This is a genomic window from Cognatishimia sp. F0-27 (assembly GCF_020667845.1).
In the GTDB taxonomy this organism is placed as follows: domain Bacteria; phylum Pseudomonadota; class Alphaproteobacteria; order Rhodobacterales; family Rhodobacteraceae; genus JAFMPQ01.
In genome coordinates, this window is sequence record NZ_JAFMPQ010000047.1 from 1 (window position 1) to 13,982 (window position 13,982).

The 13,982-nt window shown below is 67.1% G+C and carries 10 protein-coding genes; 4 read left to right on the forward strand and 6 right to left on the reverse strand.

Annotated elements, in window-relative coordinates; genetic code table 11:
• The 3 genes from J1C49_RS19180 to J1C49_RS19195 all read right to left on the reverse strand — a co-directional run.
• Nucleotides 1–516 (reverse strand): hypothetical protein (locus J1C49_RS19180; RefSeq protein WP_370639436.1); only part of this gene is annotated, 516 nt, incomplete at its 3' end.
• A 338-nt stretch (nt 517–854) separates the two neighbouring features.
• Nucleotides 855–3,287 (reverse strand): M10 family metallopeptidase, encoded by a 2,433-nt coding sequence (locus J1C49_RS21840; protein WP_304522454.1) that lies wholly within the window; start codon nt 3,285–3,287, stop codon nt 855–857.
• A 135-nt stretch (nt 3,288–3,422) separates the two neighbouring features.
• Nucleotides 3,423–4,481, reverse strand: a complete 1,059-nt coding sequence (locus tag J1C49_RS19195; protein ID WP_227447457.1) for a replication initiator protein A — start codon at nt 4,479–4,481, stop codon at nt 3,423–3,425.
• Nucleotides 4,482–5,205: 724 nt separating this feature from the next.
• Here J1C49_RS19195 and J1C49_RS19200 point away from each other — a divergent pair.
• The 4 genes from J1C49_RS19200 (at nt 5,206) to J1C49_RS19220 (ending at nt 11,393) form a co-directional block, all read left to right on the forward strand.
• Nucleotides 5,206–6,588, forward strand: a complete 1,383-nt coding sequence (locus J1C49_RS19200) for an AAA family ATPase (RefSeq protein WP_227447458.1) — start codon at nt 5,206–5,208, stop codon at nt 6,586–6,588.
• A gap of 210 nt (nt 6,589–6,798) precedes the next feature.
• Nucleotides 6,799–7,830: a ParB N-terminal domain-containing protein gene (locus J1C49_RS19205; RefSeq protein WP_227447459.1), complete on the forward strand. Its 1,032-nt coding sequence runs from the start codon at nt 6,799–6,801 to the stop codon at nt 7,828–7,830.
• A 133-nt stretch (nt 7,831–7,963) separates the two neighbouring features.
• Nucleotides 7,964–10,111: a calcium-binding protein gene (locus J1C49_RS21845; RefSeq protein WP_304522455.1), complete on the forward strand. Its 2,148-nt coding sequence runs from the start codon at nt 7,964–7,966 to the stop codon at nt 10,109–10,111.
• 208 nt (nt 10,112–10,319) lie between these two features.
• Nucleotides 10,320–11,393 (forward strand): DUF2793 domain-containing protein, encoded by a 1,074-nt coding sequence (locus J1C49_RS19220; protein WP_227447460.1) that lies wholly within the window; start codon nt 10,320–10,322, stop codon nt 11,391–11,393.
• Nucleotides 11,394–11,703: 310 nt separating this feature from the next.
• On the opposite strand, the gene J1C49_RS19225 is transcribed toward J1C49_RS19220, so the two are convergent.
• The 3 genes from J1C49_RS19225 to J1C49_RS19235 form a co-directional block, all read right to left on the reverse strand.
• Entirely contained in the window at nt 11,704–12,180 is a 477-nt protein-coding gene (locus J1C49_RS19225; protein WP_227447461.1) for a calcium-binding protein, read from the reverse strand.
• A complete protein-coding gene (locus tag J1C49_RS19230) occupies nt 12,146–12,478 on the reverse strand; it encodes a hypothetical protein (protein WP_227447462.1) in 333 nt (110 codons plus the stop codon). The genes J1C49_RS19225 and J1C49_RS19230 overlap by 35 nt, the downstream gene beginning before the upstream one ends.
• A 430-nt stretch (nt 12,479–12,908) precedes the next feature.
• Nucleotides 12,909–13,748 carry an ABC transporter permease gene (locus J1C49_RS19235; RefSeq protein ID WP_227447463.1) on the reverse strand — a complete coding sequence of 280 codons (840 nt, stop codon included), beginning with the start codon at nt 13,746–13,748 and terminating at the stop codon, nt 12,909–12,911.
• Nucleotides 13,749–13,982 lie beyond the last annotated feature (234 nt).

The following is a 13,982-nucleotide window of genomic DNA, read 5'->3' on the forward strand; positions in this document are numbered from 1 at the left end:
TGACGATGCAGACCCGTCGCCACGATAGGAGAAGACATAGCCGTAACCGCCTTCGAGCTCCATCTGGATCCAATCGCGGTCCCGGTTGTAATCGAGGGTGCTTTGCAGCACCTCCCCGACCTCCAGCGTTTCCACCGTGCTGATGTTGCCGGCGATCTCCTGTTCGACGGACAGTCTGTACGTGCCCGTCTGTGAACCGTAGCGCGAGCCGAGGTCGAAAAAATATACCGCGTCCTCGGACACGGTGAAGCCTGAGAGGATGCTGCCATCCGCATTCAGCCCGAAGTCGAACTCGCCAAGCGCGTTGCGTATGGCGATATTGGTGTCGGGCAAGGACGTCGTCGCGCCATCCCCCCCGAAATTGAACGTATACCCATAACCGCCATCAAGCGTGAAACGCACCCAGTCGCGTTCCCGGGACGTTTCGATCTCTCCTTCGAAAACGTCTCCGAACGTTGCGGAATACGGTGTGGCGAGGCTTTCGGGCGCGTCGGTGGTTTCGGTGATGGTGGGCATGGCACTCTCCGGGATAATCGGGTGTTCAAGCGATTTTACAAAATCAAACGTGGTCAATCACGCGGTGGATCAAACCATGTCCGGGCGCGTGTGGGAAGCAAAAGCCCGCCCCCGCCCCGGCAATTTGGCGCACCGCACCACAACCAGGCAGCGGCAAAGCCCGCCGATGTTTCGCGTGCGAAACCGCCGCGCGCCCCCGGTCGCGCATCGCGCGGCGTCGAAGGCAAAATCAAGCGCGCGGTCGGGGGATGGCGATCGCGGACAATCCGGGGGCACTCCGAGGCGGCACTCCGGCGGTCGCCGGCGCGGCCTGACCGGCGCGGGCCGCATGGGCCCCGTCAGGCGAGGAGCACGTCGTCGAGGATCACGTCGAGCCCGCGCACGCCGATGAGTGTCAGGCTGTCGGTGCCGAAATCCAGCACGAGGTTTCCCGCGCCATCAAGCGCCGAGACCGCCCGCAGCGCCGCCTCGGCGGTGCCCGTCCCGAGATCGGGCAGCAGCGCGCTGTCGAGCACGATGGCATCGAGTCCGGCCTGAAAATCGGTGATCCGGTCCGCCCCGCCCACAAAGACGAAACTGTCGCGCCCGGCCCCGCCGCGCAGCGCGTCATTGCCCGTCTCCCCGGTCAGGGTGTCATCACCCGCGCCGCCGATCAGCACGTCATGGCCCGCCCCGCCATTGAGCACGTCAAAGCCGTTGGCCCCTTCGAGCGTATCATTGCCCTCGCGCCCCTCCAGCGTATCGGCGCCAAGCCCCCCCTGCACCCGGTCATCCCCGGCGCCGCCATCGAGACTGTCATTGCCGTTATTGCCCTGAAGCGTGTCGGCCCCCGCGCCGCCGTCCAGCGTGTCGAACCCGTCGCGCCCTTCGATCAGATCGCCGCCGTCGCCGCCCGCCAGGCTGTCAAAGCCCAGACCGCCGATCAGCGTGTCGTCTCCCGTGCCGCCATCGGCGGTGTCATTGCCGAAATTGCCGGTCAGCCGATCGTCGCCGCTGCCCCCGAGCAGGCTGTCGAACCCCTCGCGCCCCACCAGCGTGTCATGGCCGGCCCCGCCGGTCAGCGTGTCGAAGCCGACGCCGCCATCGAGGCTGTCCCAGCCCGCGCCGCCCTCCAGCACATCGCTGCCGCCGCGCCCGGTCAGCGTGTCGTCGCCCGGCCCGCCCGACAGCCTGTCCGGCCCGCCGCTGCCCGCGTCGCGCAGGCCCGGCCCGCCGCGCGCATCGGCATCGGGGCCAGAGCCTGCGATCAGGGCGGCCGTCGCAACATCGCCATCGCGAAACGCCACCGTCTCGATGCCAAAGAGCTGATCCGCGCCGTCCGGGCCTTCCAGCGCCACGCCATCGGGGAGCGCGCGCGCGGTCACGGACAGGCGCGCCGCGTCGATCACGGCCACATCCACCCCCGCGCCGCCGCGCAGCGTGTCATCGCCCGGACCGCCGGTCAGGCGGTTGTCGCCGTCATTGCCCTGCAGCAGGTCATCGCCGCTGCCGCCCGTGGCCGCCTCGATCATCACGCCCGCGGCTATGGTGAACCCCCCCGCAACGCCCGCCATGGCCGACAGGTATCCGCCACCGCCCGGCGCCTCCACCAGCGTTGCCGGGCGCAGGTCGATCACCGCGTCACCGGCCCCGTCATGCGCGATCTCGTCGATGCCACCCGCATCCCAGATCGCGCGCCAGCCGGTGCCCGGCGCGTTCTGCGTCGGCAGCACGTAGCGGTCATCGCCCGTCGCGTGGCGGTCATTGGCCCCGTATTTGCGCTGCAGCACCGCGATATCGAGCGCCATCGGCCCGATCTCGTAGCCCCAGAGGTCATCGGGATCGCCCTGCGTGCCCGGACCGCCGGTCACGTAACCGGTGTTGTAGGACATGGTGGTATAGACGCCCTGGTTGAGCAGGTGCGGCCCGTACTGGCCTTCTTCGAGAAACACGCCCTGCATGCGCGGCGAACCCCCGCCATCGTCATGCGGATGCGCCAGGCCCAGCCCGTGCAGCACCTCGTGGGTGATGGTGATGAAGGCAAAGGCGCCCGCTTCGAGATCCCCGCCCGGGGCCCGGTCCCACAGGGTGACGTCGAACACGCCCACCCCGGCGGCCACCTCTCCGGGCGGGTTGAAATAGGCCAGAAAATCGCCGCCGATCTCGTCGCTGTCGCCCAGCAGCACGAAATCGGCACTGGCCGGGCCGAAGACCTGCGTGAAGGTCAGGTCGGCGGCTTCGGCGATCAGGGCAAACGCCGCCTCGAAACGGCTTTGTTCATAGGCGTTCAACCCTTCGGAGGTATAGCCATCCGCGCTGAAACCGGCGGGGGCGAAATAATAGGTCACATCGCTGTCGGCGAGCGCGGACCCCCAGTCGAGCGTATCGGTCAGCGAGGTCATGCCGGGCTCCCGTGTGACGGACAGATCGCGCACGGACACCGTGTAGGTGCCCGCGTCGAGCGGGCTGAAGCCCGAGACTTCAACATAGACGGTCTGGACGGTTTCGGCGACAAAATCGAGCACCGGGTCGAACCCGTCGGTATCGTCATTCTCGTCGATCAGCCGGCCCTCGGCGTCAAACAGGCGCAGATAGGGATCCTCGAGGCTGCGCCCGGTGACGGTGATGCGCACCTGCTGGCCCGCCGCGAGCGGCAGCGCCATCCAGTCCCGGTCCCCCCCGGTTTCCAGCGCGCTGTCTGCGCTGCCCCCGACGCTCAGGCGCAGCGGGGTGTCGGGGGTCTCGGGCAGATCCGCGGACGGGGTCGGAAAGAGGTCGGGGAAGGTGGACATCGGTCTTGGGTCTCACGGCATGGCCTGGTGCGGCGGGATCGCATGCGGGGCGCCGCCGGGCAAGGCCCCCCCGCCGCGCGGCGGCGGCAGGTATGAATGCGCGGACCGGGTGTGCACGGGGCGCACGGGGCGCGATCAGGCGCGCTTTTTCACCCACCCGAGAAACGCCTTGTCAGGCGCGTTGAGGCGCGGCGCGCCGGAGGCGGCCCAGACGCCCTGCCATTCGGCCTGCAACGCATGGACATCCACGCCGGGCATCAGGGCGCGGACCTGATCGAGCGTGTCGCTGCGCAGCACCGGCGGTCGGCCCGGGGCGGCCCCGTGCGCCGGGCCGCGCCCGGTTTCGGTGCGCCGTGGCGTGACCACCAGAAGATCGCCCTCCGCCACGCGCAGGTGGTAATCGGGCAGGTGATCGGAGGCGGCCATCTCGCGCAGCATGGCGCGAAACACCCGGCGCGGGCTGGCGGAGCCGGATTTGAGATGCAGCGTGCTCACCGAGATCTGCCATTCCGGCTGGCGGCCGCAATGTTTGCGCGCCAGCTCGTAGATCCGCCGCTCCAGCGGCTTGCGCAGGCGGAAATAATCGCGGCTCAGCGTCAGCACCGATTTCGCCAGCACCGCGTTATAGAGCCATTCCGACAGGGTGACGGCCACCGAGACCATGCGCCCGCCACGGGCCTTGCGTTCGATCTGCCAGCTTTCGATGAGCCCGAAGCCGGAGGTGATCTCGCGCCCGCCGGTTGAGAGATTGGTGGTGATGCGGGTGCCGGCAAGCCGCTCGAAGGCCTCACGCAGGCGGCGGTAGCTGTCGCCGGAGGTCTCGCGGTTGGTGGCCACCAGCAGGTCATGGGCCACAAGATGCAGCCGGCGGCTGACCGCGGCACCGGCATTCACCGCCGCCATAAGCTGCGAGATGCAATAGATCAGGATGTCCTTGTCGTGGATCGTGGCCAGCCCCTTGACGCTCGGCACCACCTGGATCTGCACATCGTTATGGGCGTAGTTCAGGATGCGCCGGTCCGGCCGGGTGGAGAGCGAAAAGATCGGATGCTCCATCGAGGCCAGATCGTCCTTGGGACTGGCCCCGGAGAAATCGCACACGAAGAAATCCGCCTGCGGATGATGCTCGGGGCCAAGCGCGCCTGCGCCCGGTCCGTGCCCTGCCCCGGCTGAGGGTCTGGGAAGCTGTGCCATGGCCTGTCCTCGATCGGCGCGCCTCCCCTTGTGCCGGGTGATGACGCGCATGCCTGCTCGACCACATGCGCCCGATGCCTCGCGAGCCACTCTGGCGGTGGCTGGCGGCATGCCCTGCCTCTCTTTGCGGAGGTCCGGAGCGGTTCGTGGTTTTCTTGACACCCGAGCCTAGAGTTATCCACAGGCCCGGTCCAGCGGCTTTCGGGTTTTCGGAATCGGCGCTTCGGGTTTCCGGAGTCGCTTCAACGGGGTTTCAGAGTCACTGCAGCGTCAGGTGGCGGTCAAAAAACCCCGCATGACAAAGGGTTTGCACCGGATCAGGCACATGCCGCGGAGCCCGTAACACGCTAATAACCGATTATAACAGGATTGACCGTCCCATGGCCGATGACGGAGGCCGAAAATACCGCCCAAGGATGGCCTAGGGCGCGAATCAACCCTTTGAAAAAGGCAGAAAATCCCATCCGCCTGCGCAAAAAGCTTCCACATGCCGCCTTTTGGCGTATACTGAGAAAAACGCGGCACATTGGGCCGGCTATCCCTTTCCGATCAAACCGGTCGCGGGACAACAGCCGGGGGTGGACGGGGGCTGACGAACGCTACCCCTTTCACCGGGCACCCGACAAGCCGTTCGGGCAACGACCCGGTTTTCACAGGCGCAGCGCTTTGCGGTGCAGATCACAGACCCGGCGCAGGGCGCGTCATTCGAAGAGCAGGCCGCGACATGAGCACCAATACCCCGCCCCCCTATTTCAGCATCGATCCCGATCGCGCGGCTGCCGAGCTCGGACCGCCATCGGGCACCGCGGATTTTGCGACCATCGCGCAGGCCTGTGCCCGGGGTCGCAGCGATCTTGCCGGGCGCGGGCTCGACGAGACCGGGCAACGCCAGTTGCGGCTGTTTTCCACCTGGGAGATCACGCGCTACCTGATCCCGGTGAACCCGGCGCATTTCCGGCGTGTGCTGCGCGCCCATGAGGACCTGCCGCAGGGCCGTTCGGAAACCGAGGGCGGGGCCAAGTGGTTCACGCTCGACGAGGTGCTGCGGCTGCGGGCGCATTTTGCCGCCGAAGGATCGCGCGCCAAGGAGTACCGCCCCTACCGTCCGGAAGGATTGTCCGCAAAGATGGTGGCGGTCGCCAACTTCAAGGGCGGGGTGGGCAAGACCTCCACCGCGGCGCATCTGGCGATGTCGGCGGCGCTTGATGGCTACAAGGTGCTGGTGATCGATCTCGACAGCCAGGGCAGCATGACCTCGATCTTTGGCGGGCGCGTCGAGGATGAATGGGGCACGGTCTTTCCGCTGATGGCGCGGCATTACGCGCGGCACGTGCAGGCCGACAACCAGCGCAGGCTCGACCGGGGTGAGACGCCGCAGCCGCTCGACGAGACGCTCTCCGAGGCGCTGGATGTGACCGCGCGGGATCTGATCCAGAACACCCATTGGCCCAATATCGACCTGATCGGCGCGCAGCTGAACCTCTACTGGGCGGAGTTCCAGGTGCCGGTCTGGCGGATGGGTGCGCGGGGCTGGAAGCTCTGGGAGGCGCTGACCGACAGCCTTGAGGTGGACGGGGTGCTCGATGAGTATGACCTCGTGTTTCTCGACACGCCGCCGGCGCTTGGCTATCTCACGATCAACGGGCTGTCGGCGGCCGATATCCTGCTGGTGCCATTGGGCGCGTCGTTTCTGGAATTCGACAGCACGGGGCGGTTTTTCGACATGCTGCACGCCACGTTCGGCTCCATCGAGGAGGCCGAGAACATGGCGGCACGGGCGCTGGGACGCGAGGGGCTGGCCTTTGAATGGGATGCGGTGCGCGCGATCATCACCCGGTTCGACGGGGCGCAGCAAGGCGAGATGGCGGCCCTGATGCAGGCCTATCTCGGCCCCACGCTGTCGCCGCACCGGCAGGATTTCACCGCGCTTATCGGGCAGGCGGGTGAACAGGTCTCGGGGATCTACGAGGCCGATTACCGCGATTTCAACCGCGAGACCTATGCCCGCGGGCGCGAGACGTTCGATGCGACCTATGCGGCGTTCAAGCGGCTGTTGCTCGGGGTCTGGCGGCGCGAGGAGCTGGCGCGGCGCGAGGCCGCGGAATGAACCGTGCGGGTGTGCGGCGGCGGGTTTTGGGGGGCGCTGCCCCCGTCACAGCAAAGCTGTGCCTCCCCCGGAGTATTTTGGGACAGAAGAAACAGCGGGGCCCTTGCCGGTCCGGGCGCGGGCAACAGAGCGGCGCGCGCCGGCGTGACGGTTTGGCAAGACTTGCGTTGCCACCCTGTGATCTGAATCGAATGGCGTAAGGAGAGCGAGATGGCCCGACGCAAGCGTTTGCAACCGCCCATCGCGGCACAGACAGAGACTGTTTCGGCGCAAACCGCCCCTGCCCCGATGCGGGCGCCGATTGCGCAGGTGGCCGGAGATGCGGCGGCCGCGGCGGCGTTTCACGATGTGGCCGACGAGTTGGCGCGGGCGCGCGAGGATGGCCGGCTTGTGCTGCGCCTGCCGCTCGAGCGGATCGAGGCGGCGTATCTTGCGCGGGACCGGATGGCCCCTGCGGATGCCATCGCCGATGACGAGGCCATGGCCGCGTTGCGGGCCTCGCTGACAGCGCGCGGGCAGCAGACCCCGGTGGAGGTCGTCGCGCTTGGACAGGAGCGCTACGGGCTGGTGTCGGGCTGGCGGCGGGTGCAGGCGTTGCGGGCCTTGTTCGAGGAGACCGGGGAGGCACGGTTTGGCGCGGTTCTGGCGCTCCTGCGCAGTCCGGAGGATGCGGCGGCGGCCTATGTGGCGATGGTCGAGGAAAACGAGATCCGCGCGGACCTGTCGTTTTTCGAGCGCGCGCGGATCGTGCGCCGGGCTGTCGAGGCCAGGGCCTTTGCCGATGAGCAGGCGGCGCTGACCGGGTTGTTCGGATCGGTCAGCAAATCCAAGCGCTCCAAGATCAAGAGCTTTCTGGCGATTGTCGACCGGTTGGGCGTGCTGCGGCACCCGGTCCGGATCTCCGAGCATCTGGGGTTGAAGCTGGTCAAGGCGCTGGAGGCGGATCCGGAGTTGCCGTCCCGGGTGAGCCGCGCAGTGGCGGCGCTGGATCCCGGCGACGCGGATGCGGAGATCGCGGTTTTGCAGACCCTGGTTTCGCACGCGAAACCGTCACCCAAGACAGGGAAAGAGACTGCGGAAACAGAGCCTAACGGGCCGATAGACACACATTTTCGGCCGGTGATTGCCGGGCTTGGGATCAAGGTGGATCGCGGTGTGATCACGCTCAAGGGCAAACGGGTCACACCCAAATTCGCCGAGCGCCTGGAGGCGTGGCTGGCGGAGATGGAGCGCCGCGGGTAGCGCGGCGGAAGGGGCGGACCGGGGCCGTGTCGCACAGGCGACGCGGGTGGGGGTGCGATTATCCTTGTGAGAACACAGGATAAGGTTGCAGGATGGTCAGGATTTCAAATCCTGATTGTACCTGGAGGCCAGCATGTCCCTTTTCCAAGCGATGCCCGACCCGACCATCCGCCGCAGCGTTGACGACGATTTGCCCGCCGATGCCACCACAACCGAGACGATTGCCCTTTTGCCGGGCGACGCCGTGACCTTTGACGGCACGATCGGCTTTGGCGGCGACCAGGACTGGATCCGGGTGGAGGTGCCTGCGGGTGCGGAGCTTCAGGTTGGCATGGATGGGCTGACTTTTGGCGACCCGCTCTTGCGGTTATACGACGCCGACAGCCGCCAGATCGGGTTCAGCGACGATGCCAATTTTCTCGGAGAGCGGCTGAACCCGTTTCTGAACCTGCCCTTCGCGGAGGCGGTCACCGTCTATATCGGTGCGCAATCGTGGTCCTCGAGACAGACCGGCGATTACAGGCTCTATATCGAAGCGGTCACATTGCCTGTTCTGAGTGCTGGTGAGAGTCTCGATGGGGCGCTCCTCGGTACGGGGGATCGCGATCAGGTGTCCCTCGCGCTCGAGGCCGATGCGGCCTACGCGCTGTCCGTGTCCTATCCGTCAGCGGATTTTGGTATTCGGGTCAGGGGGCCGCTGTCCACGGTGCTTTCGCGGGAATTCGTTGACGGCGACACCGTCGATGAGCGGTCGATCGTGTTCCTGCAGGACGCGGCGGCGTTGAACCTGGTGGTTGAGGTGGGCACGTTTGGCATCGCCGGGCCCTCGCCTTACACGCTCAGCCTGACCGCGCTCACCACAATTGCCGGCACGCTTGAAGCGGATGTCTTCACGACCGGTGACACCGGCTCTTATGGCCGTTTGCTGGCGGGGGATGACACGGTCACCGGCGGTGCGGGGGGCGACACGCTGGAAGGTGGCGGCGGCGATGACGTGCTGTCAGGCGCGGGGGGGCATGACCGGCTTACGGGCGGCTTGGGGCAGGACAGCCTCGATGGCGGGGATGGCGATGACCGTCTCGACGGGCGTGTGGGGGATGACACGCTGACCGGTGGTGCGGGCATGGACACGCTGCGGGGCGGGCCGGACAACGACAGGCTGGATGGCGGTGGGGACGCAGACACGCTGGAAGGCGGGTTTGGCGATGACAGCATCCTGGGCGGCGACGGGGCCGATCTCCTGCGTGGCAGTGACGGGCAGGACAGTCTCGATGGCGGCGCGGGGGACGACACGCTGGAAGGGGGGCGCGACGACGATGTGCTGACCGGCGGCGCGGGGGCGGATCTGTTCCGCTTTGCACCGCCGGGCGCCGAGGGAGATGACTCGATCACCGATTTCACCGGCGGCGAAGATGCGCTCGACCTCTCGGCGCTTGGCTTTGCGAACGGCAATCCGGTGGCCCTGTTCCGCATTTCGAGCCTGAACGATGCGGGGGACATGGTCCTCGCGCTCGGGCCGGGGCGGACGCTGACGCTTGAGGGGGTCTCGGATTTGGGGGACCTGTCGGGCGATGCCTTCATCGGCGGAACGCTGGACGCGGACAGCATCCAGGGCGGGGCCGAGGCCGAGCTGATCTTTGGGCTGGCGGGGGCGGACACGATCCGTGGCAGCGTCGGAAGTGACACGATCGTCGGCGGGGGCGGCGATGACGTGATCGATGGCGGCGTGGAGCGCGACGACCTCTGGGGCGGCCTTGGCAATGACAGCATCACGGGCGGCGGCGGGCGCGACACGCTGTCGGGGGCAAACGGCCTCGATACGCTCGACGGTGGCGCGGGCAATGACGACCTCTACGGGGGCGCGGGCGCGGACCGGCTCCTTGGCGGCGACGGGGACGATTTCATCTTTGGCGGGCGCGGAGCCGATGCCCTGGACGGTGGCGCGGGCAATGACGACCTGTATGGCGATGCGGGTCATGACACGCTCACGGGCGGTGCGGGGGAGGATTACCTGGTTGGCGGCAGCGGCGATGATCGTCTCACAGGCGGGGCAGACAGCGATCTGTTCTTTTACACCAATGGCGACGATACGATCACCGATTTCGACCCGGCCGAGGATTTCCTCGATCTTCCCTTCAGCCTGATCGACGTGCCGCTTGACGACATCACCTTTCAGACCGCGCAGGGCGATCTGGTGCTCACCTTCGCACCGGGCCGCACGCTGGTCCTCGAAGGCATATCGGAATTGTCCGAGATCGAGAGCACGATCCTGTTCTTCTGAGGGGTGTAGGGTTTCGCATGCGAAACCCTGCCTGTCATGGCGTCCCCTGCCCTGCCTTACCCTGCCCTGCCCTGTCCGGTGCCCGGACGGGATCCGTTGCGCACCGGGCCGGACCAGCGTGCGCCGTGCTTGCAAAGCGTTAAGCCGCGCTTCCTAGCGTCCGGGCCGAAGCCTCGTCTGTCACGAGCCCTAGCCCGGAGCCGCGCCCATGTCCGATCTTTCGCCGATCCTGTCGATGCCGTTTATCCTGCCGTCACAGGCGCAGAAACACGTCACCCATAACGAGGCGCTGCGCATTCTCGATCTGGCCGTGCAGCTCAGCGTTGCCGATGCCGACCGCACCGAGCCGCCCGCCAGCCCGGCAGAGGGCGCCCGCCATATCGTGGCCAGCCCCGCCACCGGCGAATGGGCCGGGCATGAGGGGGCGCTGGCCCAGTTCAGCGCCTCTGAAGGGTGGGTGTTCACGACCACGCTGCCGGGGTGGCGGGCCTGGAACGCGGCCGAGGCGCGCATGATCGTGTGGGACGGGACCGGTTGGGCCGGGGTGCGCGGCGAAACGCAAGAGGTCGATCTTGTCGGCGTGAACGCCACCGCCGATCCGGTGAACCGTCTGTGTGTCTCTGCGCCGGCCACGCTGCTGAGCCATGAAGGGGACGGCCATCAGCTCAAGATCAACAAGGCCGCGACCGGTGATACCGCGAGCCTGCTGTTTCAGACCGGCTGGTCCGGGCGTGCCGAGATGGGCACCGCGGGGGATGACGCCTTTTCGATCAAGGTCAGCGCGGATGGCGCCGCCTGGGTCACGGCGCTGAGCCTCGATCCCGTGACGGGCCATGCCACGGGGGATGCGGTGCAGCAAAGCGCTGTGGACGTGACGCCGGGGCGCCTGGCGCGGGCGGATCTCGTCTATGGACCGGGCAACCTCCTGGGGCCGGTGTCGGAAGCGGGCGGGGTGCCGACAGGGGCGGTGATCGAGCGTGGATCCGGTGTGTCGGGCGAATTTGTCCGCTTTGCCGATGGGGCGCTGATCTGCTGCCATAACGGCGCGTCGCGCGAAAGCGAGCTGGCCTATGGGCAGATCTTCCGCAGCACGGCGGCGAACTGGACTTTCCCGGCCAGTTTCATCGCCCCCCCGATCGTGTCGGGGCAGGTGGTGGATGGCGAAGGCTGGGTTGCGATCAGCGCATCGACCACCACCAATGCCACGGCCTACCGCTATTCGGTTCTGAGCGAGAGCGCCGATTGCACCTTGCGCTTTCTCGCGGTGGGTCGCTGGGCATGATCCGGCCTGCCGTGCGGCAAGGCTCCCGCGGGGCCCTGTGAGGATCACGGGGGCGCAGCCCGGGCCATGATCCGCCCCGCCCCGGTGTTTGTTCGATCGCAAACAGGCTCTGAACGCTTCATATTCGACACTGACATGGCCGTATCAGAGCCTGTTTCCCGCGTGCCGCCCCCTCTGTCCGGAGGGGGCGGTTTCGCATGCGAAACCGGGAGGCGTCGAGCCGGGCCGGATCAGGGGGAGTGATCGGCGATGTCGCCAAGGCTGCGCACGCCCTGGAATGTCGGCGGCAGGCCGGTCTCGAACACATGGGTCAGGGGGCCGTCCAGATCGCAGAACACCCCGTCGCGCAGGTCTTTGACGTGCCCTGCTGATCCTGCGCAATCGGTGTCGCGGTGGGGTCGCGCGTATCCACCGCGCGGAAATCGTCGATGGTGCCCCGGCTGATGCCATCGTTGGATGCTTGGCCGTAGACAAACCGATCCGCGCCGATCCCGCCGCCCATCCAGTCATCGCCCTGCCCGCCATCGCGCGCCTCGCTGCCCGCATCACCCAAGAGCGTGCCGTTTCTGGAGCCGCCGGAGTTGGACTCCTTGCCGTTCCCGCCCGTCAGCGTGTCATGCCCGTCGCGGTTCGAGAGCCTGTCATTCCCGGGTTGTCCCGGCAGGCCGTCATTGCCGTCATCGCCCATCAGCGCGTCGTCTGCCGCGTCGCCATCCAGACGGTTGACGCCAACCCTGCCCTCCAGCGTGTGGTTATCGCCCAAGCCTCCCAGGCTGTCGTTTGCCATCCCCGCCCTGGAGGCTCTCGGCACCTATGCCGCTCAAGGCGGCGTCACTGCCGGGGCTTGTATTGATCCGTTCATTGCCCGCATCCCCGCCGGTCAGATCGGCACCCGCATTACCAAAAACCGGGTCGTCGCCGACCTTGCCGAAGATCGTGTCGTTTTCGGGTTGAGAGGGCAGGACGATAAACCCGTCACGGCCCTCGCCCGCAGGGCGGTCGCCGCGACGGCTGTCGTCGCCATCCCCGCCCTGGAGGCTCTCGGCACCGATGCCGTCCGCGGTCACGCTGTCATCGGCCGTCAAACCTCGGATCGTCTCATGGCCGCGGTCTCCGCCCTGTATGTCGGGGGCGCTGGTTCCGTCGATCGCGTCGGGAAGGGGGGAGCCAGAACGCGGGCAAAAGCGGGTTCAAGGGCATGGGTCTGTCTTCCGCAGGGTTGAACGGATGGGGCGTTTCAATGCCGGAAAGCGTATCGCGTGCCTGACAGGGGCAAAGCGATGTGCGCCGTGGCGAGGCGGGGCCGGGTGGGATACCTGTCTGGGACTGCTGAATCAGTCTCTAATCAGCGGATTAGAGACTGATGTGGACGGTGATTGGAGGTGCCATGATGCGTGTCCGAAAGGGGTTTGGGCGGTTTCTCTGGCACGGCAGGGTGGGTTTGGCGCCCGCGCCGCACCAGTCAGGACCGCGGTTTCGCATGCGAAACCGTCCCCGCTCTGCGCGGGGGCGCTGTCAGCGTTCCAGCAGGTCGCGGTAATAGCTGCGCAGCAGCAGGATACCGGCCGCGCCGGTGATCAGGGCAAGCCCGTAGGCATAGACCGGATCCACATAGGCACCGGTGTAGCTGTAATAGAACGCCCGCCGGGCCTCTCCGACGGGATGCACCAGAGGGTTCCATTCCAGCCATTCGCGGTAGGGCGAGGGAATCTTGTCATGCAGGAACAAGACCCCCGAGATCAGCACCAGCGGCCGGGTGATCACCGACCAGACCGTCTGCCAGATCGGCGCGCGCGAGACGAGCACGCAATTCAGCATGCCGAAGCCAAGCCCGAGCATGGCCGCCATGGCGAAGGCGTTGAGAAGGCGCGGCAGGTCGAGAATGGTGCGGGTTTCGGTTGTCATCAGGATCACCGAGAAGATGATCAGGCTGACCATGGAATGGGTCAGCACCGCGAGGATGAACCGCGCGGCAATGGCGTCGACGAAGGTGACCCGCGGATAGGCCAGCAGCTGGCGGGAATAGTTGATCGATTGCTGGGTTTTGCTCGACACGACCATGAACATGCCGAAGGGCAGGAACCCCGATGCGTAATAGATCGCAAAGCTGGTGCCGAGAGGCGGGGATCGAAACCCGGTCGAGAAGATCGCCACCATGACCGCCAGCGCGAGGGCGGGTTCGAGCACCGCCCAGGCATAGCCCCCGGGAGAGCGCCCATAGGTGGTGGACATCTCGCGCAGGATAAGCGCTGCGATGGTGCGCAACGAGGCCGCGCGGGGGATGTGATCCTGGGGCCGGCCGATCGCCTGTGGAGGGGGGAGGCTGTCGGCATAGGTGTCGGCGCTTCTGGCCATGGGGGTGGGTGTCTTCCTGCGATGTGTGCGGCGGGATCATCCCAAATGCGCGCTCCGGGTGCAAGGAGGGGGCGGGCCGGGCGCAAAAGAAGCGGGGGCGGGCCGGGCGCGCAGGAAGCGGGGGCGGGCCGGGCGCGAAAGGAGCGCGGGCGGGCGCGAGACCGCCGCGGGGCCTTCAGAGAGCGTGGGGCGCAGGGAAGGGCAGGCATGGCTGCGGGGAGGATCCCCGGGCCG

Bases quoted from the DNA above. Each gene is read 5' to 3' on its own strand.
- J1C49_RS21840 (WP_304522454.1), bottom strand. From the start codon at position 3,287: ATGTCCACCTTCCCCGACCTCTTTCCGACCCCGTCCGCGGATCTGCCC.
- J1C49_RS19195 (WP_227447457.1), bottom strand. From the start codon at position 4,481: ATGGCACAGCTTCCCAGACCCTCAGCCGGGGCAGGGCACGGACCGGGC.
- J1C49_RS19200 (WP_227447458.1), top strand. From the start codon at position 5,206: ATGAGCACCAATACCCCGCCCCCCTATTTCAGCATCGATCCCGATCGC.
- J1C49_RS19205 (WP_227447459.1), top strand. From the start codon at position 6,799: ATGGCCCGACGCAAGCGTTTGCAACCGCCCATCGCGGCACAGACAGAG.
- J1C49_RS21845 (WP_304522455.1), top strand. From the start codon at position 7,964: ATGTCCCTTTTCCAAGCGATGCCCGACCCGACCATCCGCCGCAGCGTT.
- J1C49_RS19220 (WP_227447460.1), top strand. From the start codon at position 10,320: ATGTCCGATCTTTCGCCGATCCTGTCGATGCCGTTTATCCTGCCGTCA.
- J1C49_RS19225 (WP_227447461.1), bottom strand. From the start codon at position 12,180: ATGGCAAACGACAGCCTGGGAGGCTTGGGCGATAACCACACGCTGGAG.
- J1C49_RS19235 (WP_227447463.1), bottom strand. From the start codon at position 13,748: ATGGCCAGAAGCGCCGACACCTATGCCGACAGCCTCCCCCCTCCACAG.